The following is a 12,724-nucleotide window of genomic DNA, read 5'->3' on the forward strand; positions in this document are numbered from 1 at the left end:
TGCCCCCAGACAAGAGAAGGAACACACCCCATGACCGCAGTGATCTCCCCTCCGCCTACCCGCACCCGCCGCACCGTGCGCGTGCCCGCCCGGCTCATCTCCCCCATCGCCGTCCTCCTCGCGTGGCAACTCGGCTCCATGTCCGGCCTCATCTCTCCGCAGATCCTGCCGCCGCCTAGCGACGTCGCCACAGCCGGGTGGGAAGTCCTCACCAACGGCGAGCTCGCCACCTCGTTGGCGGTCTCCGGCCGCCGCGTGGTCGCCGGGTTCTTCCTCGGCGCGCTCCTAGGAATCAGCCTCGGCTTCCTCACCGGCACCTCGCGCGTGGCCGATACCGTCCTCGACCCGCTTCTCCAGGCGGTCCGCGCGGTGCCCCACCTCGGGCTCGTGCCTCTGTTTATCATCTGGTTCGGCATCGGCGAGCTGCCCAAGGTCCTGCTCATCGCCCTCGGCGTTGTCTTCCCGCTCTACCTCAACACCGCGAGCGGGTTCCGCCAGGTAGACCCGAAGCTCCTCGAGGCCGGCGCGGTCATGGGGTTTACCTTGCCCCAGCGCCTGCGCTACATCGTCTTCCCCTCCGCCGCCCCCCAGCTCTTCGTGGGGCTGCGGCAGGCCAACGCCTCGGCCTGGCTCTCCCTCATCGTCGCCGAACAGGTCAACGCGCGGCAAGGCCTTGGGTTTTTGATCAACAACGCACGCGATTTCTACCGCACCGACCTCGTCATCTTCGGCCTCATCGTCTACGCCGCGCTCGGCCTGATCTCCGAGGCGCTCATCCGCGCCTGGGAGAGCCACACCTTCCGTTACCGCCCCGACACCCTCACCCGATAAAGGACGCCACCATGACTTCAACGCTTTCAGCTCCCCCTGCGGCCCGGCCCGATCTCACCGCGGTTGCCAGCGTCTCAGGGCTACAGAAGTTCTACGGAGCCAAGCAGGTTCTCCGCTCTGTCTCCCTCCACATCCCGCGCGGCGGCGTCGTTGCCCTCATCGGCCGCTCCGGCTCCGGCAAGTCGACGATCCTGCGCGTGCTCGCCGGGCTCACCGCGCCCGACGCCGGCGAGGTCGACCTGCCCGAGCGCACCTCCGTTGCCTTCCAAGAGCCGCGCCTCTTGCCGTGGAAAACCGTGGTGGACAACGTCGCACTCGGCCTCAACCACAGCGCAGTGCCCTTGTCCGAAGCTCGCAGCCGGGCGCGCACCTTGCTGGGCGAGGTGCACCTGGGTGAGGCAGACGAGGCTTGGCCGCTCACTCTCAGCGGCGGCCAGGCCCAGCGCGTCTCGCTCGCCCGCGCCCTCGTCTCCGAGCCGGACTTGTTGCTTCTCGACGAACCCTTCGGCGCCCTCGACGCCCTGACCAGGATCACCGCCCAAAACCTCCTGCTGCGCGTCGTGGAGCGCCGCAACCTCGGTGCCCTGATTGTCACCCACGACGTCGCGGAAGCAGTGGCGCTGGCCGATACCGTCATCCTCCTCGACGGCGGGGAGATCACCCACCGGCTAGGAGTCGACATCCCCGGGCCCAAGGAGGATCGACGCAACGATCCCCGCTTCGGCGCGCTGACCGCCCAGCTCCTTCAGTGGCTCGAGGCTACCTCCCCCGCATAAACACTCCCCGCTATTGACAGAAAGAAGCATCCCGCCATGTCACGTTCAACAACCATCCTCACTGCCGTCGTTGCGGCCCTCGCGCTCGGCCTCGGCGCGTGCTCCTCGGCCCCCGGGGACGGGGCAGCCAGCGGCACGTCGCCGCAGGAGGTCGACCTGTCAAAGGTCACCCTCAAGGTGGGAGACCAAGTTGCCGGAACCGAAGAAATTCTCCGCGCCGCCGGGAGGCTTGAGGATTCCCCGTACACGATCGAATGGTCCTCCTTTACCTCCGGGCCGCCCCAGATCGAGGCCCTCAACGCGGGGCAGATAGACTTCGCCATCACCGGAAACACCCCGCCGGTCATCGGCGGGCCGACGAAAACGAAGGTGGTCTCCGCCTATGGAGACAACGGCGTCGGCGAGGCGATCCTCGTGCCTGCTGGCTCTCCCGTGGCCTCCGTTGCCGACCTCAAGGGCAAAAAGATTGCCGTAGCACGCGGATCCAGCGCCCACGGCCACGTTCTCATGCAGCTGAAAAAGGAGGGGCTTAGCACGAGCGACGTGGAGTTGAACTTCCTGCAGCCCGCCGATGCGAAGGGGGCGTTTGAAAACGGTCAGGTCGACGCCTGGGCTGTATGGGACCCCTTCTCTTCTCTCGCCGAGATCCAGGGGGCGAAGCCCGTCGCGCGGGCAACGGGTGTGACGGGGAGCTACAACTTCGGTGTCGCCAGCGACAAGGCCCTTGCGGACCGGCAGAAAGAGGCCGCCCTGGCGGACTTCCTCGCCCGTGTGAGCGAGGCCTACGAATGGGGTTCCGCGCACCCGGAGGAATGGGCGCAGGCCTACGCCCAGGCCTCTGGGTTCGACCCCCAAGCCGCGAAGCTCCACACCCGTTCCTTGCGCCTGCCCATTGCCCTCGACGACGACGTCAATGGCAAGCAAAATGAGCTTATCGACGCCTTTGCCAGCGACAACCTCATCAAAGCATTTGATTTCTCAACTATCGTGGACCGCCGCTTCGAGAAGTAGTCTCAGTGGTTTGCCGCGGTTCCAACGCGGCCATCGCGCACCTCCACGACGCGGTCGCCCGGGCCGATCAGCCCGCGGTCGTGCGTGACAATCGCGCAGGCGACGTCCTTGCCTTCGACCAGCGAGCGCAGCAGGGTGATGATCTCCCGGCTGCGGGTGGAATCGAGGGCGGCCGTGGGTTCGTCGGCAAGCAAAAGCGACGGCTCCCCCATGAGCGCTCGCGCGATGCCGACGCGCTGGCGCTGCCCGCCCGAGAGCTGCTCCATCCTCCGCTCTCCCAGGCCGTTGAGGCCGACGGAGGCGAGGAGCTCTTCGGCGCGCTGCTTCCGCGGTGCGCGGCCTCGCATGTGGTCGGTGACCAAAAGCTGATCGCGCACGTTGAGCGCCTTGATGAGGTTGGCCTGCTGAAAAATCATCCCAATTTTATTGAGCCTTACTTCATCCGAGACGCGCTCTCCCCCGACGCGCACGTCCCCCGCATCGGGAGCGATCAGGCCGGCCGCAGCAGAGAGCAGCGTGGACTTCCCTGAACCAGACTCCCCGACGATGAACGTGAGGCGCCCCGGCTCGGCATGAATGGATACGTTGTCGAGCGCGGTGAGGCGCCGCTCCCCATCCGGGAAGGTCACAGTGACGTTTTCCATGGTGAGCATCTACGCGATACCTCCTAGTGCTTGCTGCGGATCAATCGTGGTAATGGAGCGAGTGGCCAGCCATGCGCCGACCATGCCGAGCAGCCACAACACCAGCGGCGGCCCCCAGACGGTGACGGGGCCGAGCGAAAACGGCGCGACCTGGGCGGCCGCAAGACCGAGCAGGCTCGCGGCCGCCGCACCCGCGAGCACCCCGGCGCAAAGGATGAGAGCGGCCTGCCCGAGGGCGTCTTTACGCAGGTAGCGCGTCGACGCCCCCAGCGCCCGCAAGATCGACAAATCACGCGTGCGCTGCAGCGTCCACACCGTGAGGAAGGCGACCGTGACCAACGCCGCAATGGCGTAGAGGAAGCCTTGGATCAGCAGGAGCGAACCCCGCTCGGACCCGTAGGCGGGCAGGGCGTTGAAGGACTTCTTCAGGGCAATGCCGGCATCGTCCGCGCGAAGTAGCACGGTGCCCGCCGCGTCTGTGTGCATCGCCGCCTGCCACACCTCGGTGGGCACCCAGAGGACCGGAGAGTGCGAGTAGTACAGGTCGTCTGCGATCTCGCCCACGCGTATCGACGCCCCGCCGACCTCGACACTCTCCCCCACCGCGACCCCGAGCCCTTGCGAGGCGACCGCTGTATCGCCCATGGTGTGGCCGGTGGGCAGGGCCGTGCCCCGGGGTAGGCCGAGAACGGCAGTGGAGATCTCCGTTCCGTCGGCCGCGGTGAGCATCGTCTGGCCGGTACCCAGAGGGATTGCGCCCACGGGGACGTCGCCACGCGCAATGCGCGAGGTGGCGTAGGACGGATCGTCCCCATCGGCGAACGTGACGGATGCGGGACGAAGCGCCTCGAGCGCGGATGTGTTTTGCTTGCCCAGCCCGGCGGTGAGCCCGGTGAGCATGACCACGAGGAGCGTGATCAGCGCGACGACGCCGGCGATCAGGCCGAAGCGGCCCCGGGCGCCTCTGATTTCTCTCATTGCTACGAACATGGCTTCAAGCATGGCCCTAAGCAGCAGGTTTCCACATCGGCTAGGCGGATGAAACGCACATCAACCGATCGGTGGATCCGCCGGTTTCATCATGCGAATATGGTGATATGACAGTTGTGAACGTCATCCTCGCGCTGAGTTTTTTCGCCGCAGCCTGGTATTGGTGGTGGACCGGGGTCAGGGCGGAGCGAGGGACCCTGCGGCCGGGCACCTTTTGTGCCGCCTCGCTCGGCCTGTCGTACTTCGACAAGCAGAAGTGGGTTGAAGGCCATTACGCTGCGTCGGGCTATACCAAGGCGGTGAGCGTTCCACTATTCGTTGCCGCGATAGCATGCCTCTTTGCCGGTGAGTCCGTATATGGCTGGATTTTCGTGACGTCCCTTTCCCTGGCGGCGGTTGCGCTCGTGGCCGCGGTGCGAAAGGCCCATGCCGCGGTTCGGCACATGCCGTGATGGCCCTCCGCCCACGCCGAACGTGTCGATTTTGGCGCGGAAAATCGACACATCGGCCGGACGTGTCTATCGTGTGGACATGAACAACTCCGAGGGATTTGCTCCGGACACTCCCTACAACGATCTACCGCCCCTACCTCCGCCTGTGGACGTGGAGACTGCGGCGGTGCTCAAGGATGTCATCGAGGCGCGGGCCGCGCTGGCGGCCTTGAACACCGCCTGCGACCTCATCCCGAACCCTGAGATCATCACCTCGACGATCCCGCTGCGCGAGGCGCAGGCGTCGACAGAGATCGAGAACATCGTCACCACCAACGACGAGTTGTTCAAGGCGGAGTGGGAGGTCGATCCCACCCCCTCGCCGGCAACGAAAGAAGCGCTGAGATACAAGTCGGCCCTCTACACCGGGGTAAGCTCGCTCGACTCGCGGCCGGTATCGGAGAAGACCGCTGTGCAGATGTGCAGCATCCTATCCGGCCAGTCAGCGCAGATCCGCTCAACCACTGGGACAGTCATCGGCGACCCGCGCTCGAAAGAGCGCATCTACACGCCGCCCGAGGGACAGCAGGTCATCGAGCGTCACCTCTCCGCGTGGGAGAGGTTCATCTATTCGCCCCACGGCCTCGATCCCCTCGTCCTCATGGCCGTGACGCACTACCAATTCGAGGCGATCCACCCCTTCTACGACGGCAACGGGCGGACGGGACGCATCCTCAACATCCTGCTGCTCATTCAGCTCGGCGTGCTCCGGCTACCGGTGCTCTACCTGTCCGGCTATATCGTGGACAACAAGTCGGAGTACTACGCGCTGCTGCGCGGGGTCACGGCGCGGGGGGATTGGGAAGCGTGGGTCCGCTTCATGGTACGCGGAGTGCAGTCGTCTGCGGAGTCGACCACGCAGCTCATCGATGACCTGCGCCGCCTCCAGGAGGAGGCGAACGAGGCGATCCGCGCCCTCGGAATCTCGGCGGGGGCCGACCTCGCCCACCTGTTGTTTCTCAAGCCGTACGTGCGCATCGCGGACGTCGTCGACGCGGGATTGGCGCAGCGGCAGACCGCGTCGGCCTGGCTCAATCAGCTGGCCGGGGCCGGCATCCTGGCGGAGTACAAGGTGGGGCGGAGCAAGGTGTTTGCCAACACCGCGGCGCTCGGCGTATTGACGCGACGCTGACGCGCCACGCCGGACGTGTCGATTTCGGCGCGGAAAATCGACATATCGGCCGGACGTGTCGATCCACCGTACATGTCCCCGCCCACACCGGGCGCGGGGCCGGCGGGCGACCTACCCTTGACTCCCGTGAGCAACACCACCCGAATCCTGCGGTTCCTCCGCATCAGCCTCCACGTCCTCGTCGCTGTGCTCCTGGCGGTAGGCATGGTCAACGCCGGAGGCAAGATCGTCGCCCTCCTCCTCGCCGCGTCCTTCGCGCTGCTCTACCTCGCTGGCACCGTCTACCACAACCGGGGCGGCAGGTACTCGCCCGCGCACGCCATCGCGTGGCTAGTCGGCATCACCGCGCTATGGGTATTCATGACGCTGGCCTCCCCGTCGTTTGCGTGGCTGGAGTTCCCGCTGGTTATCCTCGCCAGTTACCTCCTTCCCGTGCCCGCCTCGCTCCTCGCAGCGGCGCTCATCCTCTGCTTCACGCTGAGCATCACCGGCCCCGCGAGCGGCGTCGGCGGTCTCGTCGGGCCTACCATCGGCACCGGCATCGCGGTGCTGATCTTCCACTCCTATACCGCCCTGCGCCGGGAGGCCGAGCACTATAAGCAGCTCGCGGCCGATTTGGAGGCGGCCCAACTGGAGCTCGCCGCCGCGGAGCGCGCCGCCGGGGTGGCAGCCGAGCGAGCCCGGCTCTCGCGCGAGGTCCACGACACGATCGCACAGGGGCTCAGCTCCATCGTTTTGCTGGGCAGGGCGCTGGACAAGCAGCTAGATCGGCCGGGGGACGCGCGCGAGACCCTCGACATCATCCGGCACACGGCGGCCGACAACCTCACGCAGGCCCGCCGCATCGTCGCCGGGGTCAGCGGTGCGCACGAGCCTCTCACCCAGCGTATCGACGCCCTCGCCCGCTCCGCGGAGCAGCGCCAACGCGCCCTCGGCACACCCCTCCGAGTCACCGTCAACGCCGCCGATCTCCCGGGCCCGGCGGCAGACGTCGCCGAGCGCGTCGTGCGCGAGGCCCTCAGCAACATCGTGCGCCACGCCCACGCCACCGAGGCAGTGATCACCGTGGACGTCCTCGGAGACCAGGCCACCATCGACGTCTACGACGACGGGGTGGGCATCGGCACGCGCGAAGGCTTCGGCCTCACAGGCCTGCGCGCCCGCGTCGAGGAGGCCGGTGGCGCACTGACCGTGGAGGGCAACGTGCTCGCCGCGACGATCCCCGTATAAGGAGCTCTCAATGATCAACGTCATGCTCATAGACGACCACCCCGTCGTCCGCGCCGGCCTGCGCGCCGTGCTCGATTCCTTCGGTGACATCGAGGTCATTGCGGAGGCAGCGACCGGCAACGCGGAGGTTCCCGCGGGGGTGGACGTTGTGGTCTCGGACATTCAGATGCCGGGCGCTGGCGGCATCGAGGTCACCCGCCGCCTACGCGCCGCGGGCGGGCCGCCCGTGCTCATCTTGACCACCTACGACACCCAGGCCGACGTCGTCGCGGCGATGGAGGCGGGCGCGCTTGGCTACCTGCTCAAAGACGCCCCCGAGGCAGAGCTCCACGCGGCGATACTGAGCGCCGCCGCCGGGCAGAGGGTTCTCTCGCCACAGGTCGCCGGCGTGCTTGCAGAGCGCATCTCCAACCCCGAACAGGCGCTCTCACCACGCGAAATCGAGATCCTCAAAGCGCTACAAACGGGCGCATCGAACCGCGAGATCGCGCGCCGCGCCTACATTTCGGAGGCCACCGTGAAGACGCACCTCATCCACATCTACGCCAAGCTCGGGGTGGATAACCGCACCGCGGCAGTCGAGGCGGCCCGGCAGCGCCGGATTATCTAGGCTAGGGACATGCCCTGTATCACCGTCGTTGGTTCCATCAATGCAGACCTCTCGGTTACCGTCACGCGGCACCCAGCGCCGGGGGAGACCCTCATCGGCGCTGGTGGGGAGGTATCAGCCGGGGGAAAGGGCGCGAACCAGGCGGTCGCCGCGGCGAAGCTCGGCGCAGAGGTCACCCTGATCGGCGCCGTGGGCACAGACGCCTACGCCGCGCCCGCGCTCGAGCACCTGCGCACCTCCGGCGTCGAGCTCTCGGCGGTCAAGGAGGTCGCCGGCCCGACCGGGCTGGCGGTGATTACGGTCTCGGCGGACGGGGAGAACACCATCATCGTCGTGCCCGGCGCGAACGCGAGCGTGGGCGCCGACGTCGTCGCGGCACATAGCGAGGCGATCGAGCGGGCTGACATCCTGCTGCTGCAGGGCGAGATCCCCGCCGAGGGCTTCGCCGCCGCGGTGCGGGCGGCAACGGGCCGCGTCGTGGTCAACCTCGCCCCGGTCGTCGAGGTCCCGCGGGAGATGCTCTTGCGCGCCGATCCGCTCGTGGTCAACGAGCACGAGGCGGGCCTCGTCCTCGCCCAGCTCGGTGCCCAGCTCGGTGCCCAGCTCGGCGCGCGCCTGGCACCCGATACTCCCGATACTGAGGAGAATGCCGCGCGGGCGCTGCTTAGGGCCGGGTTCTCCTCCGTGGTGGTCACCCGCGGCGCGCGCGGCTGCGTTATCGGCACGCAGGGGCGCATCGAGGCCATTCCCACGCCGGTGGTCGAGGCCGTGGATTCCACGGGGGCGGGCGACGCGTTCGTCGGCGCGCTCGTTTTTCGCCTCGCGGAGGGCGATGCGCTTGTCGACGCCGCCGTCTTCGCCGCGCGGGTGGGAGCCTTTGCCGCGACCCGGCGCGGCGCGCAGGTGTCCTACCCCTCGCTGCGCGACGAGCTGCCGTCGTAGCTCGCGGCCGGCGGGCAGGGACCCTACCGCTGCAGCGCGCGGATCTGGCCGGTGATGTGGTCGATCACCGGGCCGAGCGCGGCTTCGAGCGCACCGCCGAGGCGCGCCGCCAGGGCCGCTGCGGCACCGAGCGCGGCGAGCAGGCCGACGAGCACGCCGCCACCGAAGGCGGCGAGGCTGCTGCCCACCTGGGAGGAGCCAGCCTCCGGGGCCGGTGTAGGAGCGCCTTCTCCGCTGCGCGCGGTGAGCCACTGATCGGGTCCGATCGGGTGGTCGACCATCCGGATCTCGCCGATGTTGCCGTACCAGCCGTCTACCGTGTGCCCCTCCCAGGCGGAGGTGCCCAGCAGCCAGGTGAAGCCCTCGCCCGCGAGGCCCACGGGGCCGTATCCGTCGCGCAGGATCGGGGCACCATCGACGTACATGGTCACCGAGGCGTCGGCCGGGTCGTTGACCACGGCGACGTGCATCCACTCGCCCTTGGGAACTTCGTGGCTCCAGTTGGAATGGCCTTGCTTGTTGTTGCCCAGCGCCCACCAGCGCAGCTCGCGCAGGTTGGAGATTCCGAGCATCTGGATCGGGTCGCCATCATCGGTGCCGAGATCCTCGCCCGAGGCGTTGCGGATCAGGGCGTTTGACCAGCCGTTGTCGTCGCCGTTGAAGTTCTCATCGAGCTTCACAAAGGCCTCGATGGTGTAGCCGTTGGGGAAGGTCTCGGAGTTGATCGGTGCCCCGGCGGCGGTCTCGAAGTAGGACACGGCGATCTTGCTGGTCGGCTTGTCCCACCGCAGAGATCCCTCATCGGAAGAGAGCTCGTGGTGGTCGGTGCTATAGGTGATGGAATCCTCGCGCGTGCCGATCCTGAGCCGGGCCCGGGTGAAGTCCTGGCCGCCCGCAACGTCGGGGACGATGGAACCCGCCGGGACCGCGTCGCCGTCGGCAAGGCGCCTGCCGTTGAACGTCGCCTGGCCCGGGCGCCAGTGCACCGCGGTGCCCTCGACGGCGGGGTAGTCGGTGGGGGAGGTCGGGCGCTCGCCCGGGGTGATCTCGAACGGTGCGTAGCCCTGCTCGAGGGTGGATGTCAGCCGGGCCGTGTAGTCGGGGTCGTCTTCCTCGCCGGGTTTCCACTCGGGATCGAAGCCCGCGAAGCGCTCGGCGTAATTGATCGGCACTGAATAGGAGTCGCCAGGCCCCGCCGGCAGGAGGCTGTCGAAGTGGGTGAGGGCCGAGTGTTCTTTCCCCTTCACCCACGGGGAAAACGCCGTCATGTCGAGGGTGTTTCCGCTGAGGTCGAACTGCAGCATGCCCATCAGCCCGTTGCCGCCGAGGTAGGACATCTGGTAATCCTGCAGGATGTTGATCACCTGGTGGCCCGCATCGTTCGTGCTCAGGTGGTAGCCGGCCCCGTGGTGGTGGCCCGAGATGGTGAGGAAGATCTGGTCGTTGCGGCGGATGAACGAATCGAAAAGGTGCCTTCCGTAGTCCTCGCTGTAGAAGACCTTTCCCTCGCCGTCGATGTTGGAGATCTCGTGCGCGGTGAGAATGACCGGGAGGTTGGGGTGGGCGTCGATAATCTCTTGCGCCCACTCCAGCGTCTCGTCCCCGGCGCGCCACCCTAGGGCGAGCACCAGGTATTTCTGGCCCTCTGCGTCGAATATGTGGTACTCGGAGTCGACCGGCTGGTTCGCGTCGTCCTCGTAGACGCCCGGGGCCTGGAAGCGCCCGCCGAAGGTCTCGTGCGCCGCCGCGCGAGAGGCCGGGAAGTACGTCGCAAACGCTGAGGCGCCGTCGTCGAAGACGTGGTAGTCGTGGTTGCCCGGCAGGATGGAGTAATCCACCCCGGCCCGGTCGAGCTTCTCCATCGCCGCTGATGCGATCTCCCAGCTCTCGCGGTCATCCGCCTCGTCCACGACGTCTCCAAGGTGGGTGACAAACTCGGTGTTGAGCTCGTCCCGGGAATCGACAAGAAACTGTGCCTGCTCGTCGAACGGGTTAGACCCGTAGCGGCTGCCAAATATATCGCCCGCGGCAGCGGTGCCGTAGCGGGAATAGAACTGCGTATCCGGCATCACCCCCAGGGTGAACCGGGAGCCGAGCTCCTCGGCGTGGGCCGGGGCAGAGGCGATGAGATGGGGGCCGATGAGTGCCGCAATGATCGCGGCGGAGAGGGTCTTTCGCATGGGACGGGTGCTTCCTTGTGGGCGTTGGGGGAGTGGGCGGTACCGACGGTGACCTTAGGAGGCGGACGTGTCGGCGAGGTAAAAACTGCGTGAAAAGCAGGCCACGCCTCGGCGACTCCACTTTCGTCTACCTTCCCGATGCGCCCGGCGCGATGTACACCTCATTGGACAGCCTCGCCGCTTTCTCACCGGGCGCTTTTCTGCCGAGGAAGTATCCTTATGAACCATGATTGTTTCGCTGCTCATGGCCGTCGAGGGGGCCGAGCCCGCCATCTCCCGCGTGGTCAACGTCGATGATTCGATGGACCTTGGGATGCTCGCGCACGTCATCGATGCCGCGTTCGGCTTCTCGGGCGGCGAGAGCCACGTCTACATGGCGGCGGGGGAGGGGCGTTCGCACGTCATCGCCACCCACCCGAGCGCCGATGAGTTCTCCGAGGCGGACATTACCGTGGCGCGGATGGAGCCCATGACCTACGTCTACGATCCGTCGGCGAATTGGAACATCCACGTCGAGGTCCTCGGCACGTCACGGCTCGACGGCCCGACGCCGCTGCTTATCGACGCCCACGGGCCCGACGTCGTCGAAGCGTGCAACGGCCCGGCGCTGATGACCAAGTTCCACACCGAGGCCCGCCGCATCGCCGCCGGCCTGGACCCGAACATGGAGGTCGCCCCGCTTTTGCTGAGCTTTTTGCCGGTCATGAGCCCGGAGCGCCTCCTCCAGCGGCTCACCCAGGCCGACCAGGTCACCGTGGCCGAGCGCATTAGTTTCGTGGCCGAGGATTTGATGATCGACTCCGCAGCCACGATGGAGGCAGACCCCCTCGCCCCGGAGTTCGCCGCGGATTTCGAGAACTTCCTCGACTCCCGCCCGGACCTCCAGGACATCATCGCGATCGACCCCAACCCCGAGCACAACCCCGCGCTCATCTCGGCCATGGCGGCGTTTTTCGAAGAAAAGCTCGGCGACCTCGCCCCGCAGCCGCCCCTCGAGTCTCCCGCGGACGGGGCCCCGTCGGGCAGCCACGATCCGGTCGAAGAGACCATCTTCGCCGCCTTGTCGCTGTTCCAAGAGCCCGTCAAGCTCACCGCCAGCGGGTACTTACCCTCCCGGGCCGTCAAGGAGCTCGGGGCGATCTTGGGCATCGACACCACGGCCCAGCGCCCCCGCGAGGCGTCCCACCCGCAGGTTTTGGCCACCCGCACGCTTCTCACCCACGCCGGCCTCATCCGCGTCAGCGCCGACCATGTGGCCCTCACCCAGCTCGGTGACCAGGCCGTCTACGGACTCGTCCCGTTTGGCAACCTCTACGAGCCGCTGCACCGCGGGCTGGAGCGCGCCCTCGGCGCCCAAGAGTGGCACACGGTGGTGCGCTGGGTCGCCCGGGAGAACGGGATGATTGCCTCCGGCCCGCAGCGCGTCCCCGACGACCTCGACGCGGCGTGTGCCCTGCTCGCGGCTCTTGCGGTGCTCGGCCCGTTCGCCTACACGGGCGCGCTGCGGCTTACCACGGGAGGGTTCCGGTTCATCGAGCGGGCGCTCGAGCTAAGCCAGCAGTAGCGCTAGCTCGGCGCCGCCGAGGACCAGGAGCATCGCGGTTGTCAGCGCGACGCCGCAGACGTCAGGCTCCGGCCTAGCCCCGGCGGCCATCCAAGCCGCCCGGTTCCGGTAGACCTGCCGGTTGCCCACGATGAGCCACAGGGCGCTGGCGCTGAGCAAGAAGATCGCCGCCTTGACAATCCCCGGGTGGGTATCCGACCAGCGCACGAGCACGAGGGCGCAGGCCTGCATGGCCAGCGCCGTGCGCGTCCAGCTCATCGCGGTGCGCTCGGGTTGCAGCCCGGGGTCGACGACCGTAATCGCCTCGTCTTTCACAGCACCCT

The 12,724-nt window shown here is 67.4% G+C and carries 13 protein-coding genes; 9 read left to right on the forward strand and 4 right to left on the reverse strand.

The genetic code is table 11. The features are described from left to right. Window positions 1-30: 30 nt before the first annotated feature. Genes C3E79_RS10905 through C3E79_RS10915 form a run of 3 tightly spaced genes read left to right on the forward strand, consistent with a single transcriptional unit; the run spans window position 31 to window position 2,618 of the window. Window positions 31-831, forward strand: a complete 801-nt coding sequence (locus C3E79_RS10905; RefSeq protein ID WP_108404924.1) for an ABC transporter permease — start codon at window positions 31-33, stop codon at window positions 829-831. An 11-nt stretch (window positions 832-842) separates the two neighbouring features. Continuing rightward, complete coding sequence (locus C3E79_RS10910; RefSeq protein ID WP_108404925.1) at window positions 843-1,607, forward strand: ABC transporter ATP-binding protein; 765 nt, start codon at window positions 843-845, stop codon at window positions 1,605-1,607. 36 nt (window positions 1,608-1,643) lie between these two features. Then, on the forward strand, window positions 1,644-2,618 hold the full coding sequence (locus C3E79_RS10915) for an ABC transporter substrate-binding protein (RefSeq protein WP_108404926.1): 975 nt from the start codon (window positions 1,644-1,646) through the stop codon (window positions 2,616-2,618). Window positions 2,619-2,620: 2 nt separating this feature from the next. Here C3E79_RS10915 and C3E79_RS10920 read toward each other — a convergent pair whose 3' ends face one another. Next, complete coding sequence (locus tag C3E79_RS10920; protein WP_108404927.1) at window positions 2,621-3,271, reverse strand: ABC transporter ATP-binding protein; 651 nt, start codon at window positions 3,269-3,271, stop codon at window positions 2,621-2,623. Next, window positions 3,272-4,252 carry an FtsX-like permease family protein gene (locus C3E79_RS10925; protein ID WP_108405185.1) on the reverse strand — a complete coding sequence of 327 codons (981 nt, stop codon included), beginning with the start codon at window positions 4,250-4,252 and terminating at the stop codon, window positions 3,272-3,274. Between the two features lie 107 nt (window positions 4,253-4,359). Between C3E79_RS10925 and C3E79_RS10930 the strand changes: the two genes are divergently transcribed. The 5 genes from C3E79_RS10930 to C3E79_RS10950 all read left to right on the forward strand — a co-directional run bounded on the left by C3E79_RS10930 (window position 4,360) and on the right by C3E79_RS10950 (window position 8,657). Beyond that, window positions 4,360-4,704, forward strand: a complete 345-nt coding sequence (locus tag C3E79_RS10930; RefSeq protein WP_108404928.1) for a hypothetical protein — start codon at window positions 4,360-4,362, stop codon at window positions 4,702-4,704. A 79-nt stretch (window positions 4,705-4,783) separates the two neighbouring features. Next, complete coding sequence (locus tag C3E79_RS10935; protein WP_108404929.1) at window positions 4,784-5,875, forward strand: Fic family protein; 1,092 nt, start codon at window positions 4,784-4,786, stop codon at window positions 5,873-5,875. 126 nt (window positions 5,876-6,001) lie between these two features. Then, window positions 6,002-7,105: a sensor histidine kinase gene (locus C3E79_RS10940; protein ID WP_235840665.1), complete on the forward strand. Its 1,104-nt coding sequence runs from the start codon at window positions 6,002-6,004 to the stop codon at window positions 7,103-7,105. Between the two features lie 10 nt (window positions 7,106-7,115). After that, entirely contained in the window at window positions 7,116-7,715 is a 600-nt protein-coding gene (locus tag C3E79_RS10945; protein ID WP_108404931.1) for a response regulator, read from the forward strand. A 9-nt stretch (window positions 7,716-7,724) separates the two neighbouring features. Next, window positions 7,725-8,657, forward strand: coding sequence for a ribokinase (locus C3E79_RS10950; protein ID WP_108404932.1), 933 nt, complete (start codon window positions 7,725-7,727; stop codon window positions 8,655-8,657). A gap of 23 nt (window positions 8,658-8,680) precedes the next feature. On the opposite strand, the gene C3E79_RS10955 is transcribed toward C3E79_RS10950, so the two are convergent. Further along, complete coding sequence (locus C3E79_RS10955; RefSeq protein WP_108404933.1) at window positions 8,681-10,837, reverse strand: LamG-like jellyroll fold domain-containing protein; 2,157 nt, start codon at window positions 10,835-10,837, stop codon at window positions 8,681-8,683. A gap of 226 nt (window positions 10,838-11,063) precedes the next feature. Between C3E79_RS10955 and C3E79_RS10960 the strand changes: the two genes are divergently transcribed. Further along, window positions 11,064-12,401 carry an IS1096 element passenger TnpR family protein gene (locus C3E79_RS10960; RefSeq protein ID WP_108404934.1) on the forward strand — a complete coding sequence of 446 codons (1,338 nt, stop codon included), beginning with the start codon at window positions 11,064-11,066 and terminating at the stop codon, window positions 12,399-12,401. Here C3E79_RS10960 and C3E79_RS10965 read toward each other — a convergent pair. Continuing rightward, the gene (locus C3E79_RS10965) at window positions 12,387-12,716 is read right to left on the reverse strand and encodes a DUF202 domain-containing protein (RefSeq protein WP_235840664.1); all 330 of its coding nucleotides are present in this window, start codon (window positions 12,714-12,716) and stop codon (window positions 12,387-12,389) included. The genes C3E79_RS10960 and C3E79_RS10965 overlap by 15 nt on opposite strands. Between the last annotated feature and the right edge of the window lie 8 nt (window positions 12,717-12,724).

Origin of the sequence: Corynebacterium liangguodongii (assembly GCF_003070865.1) — a bacterium.
GTDB lineage: Bacteria > Actinomycetota > Actinomycetes > Mycobacteriales > Mycobacteriaceae > Corynebacterium > Corynebacterium liangguodongii.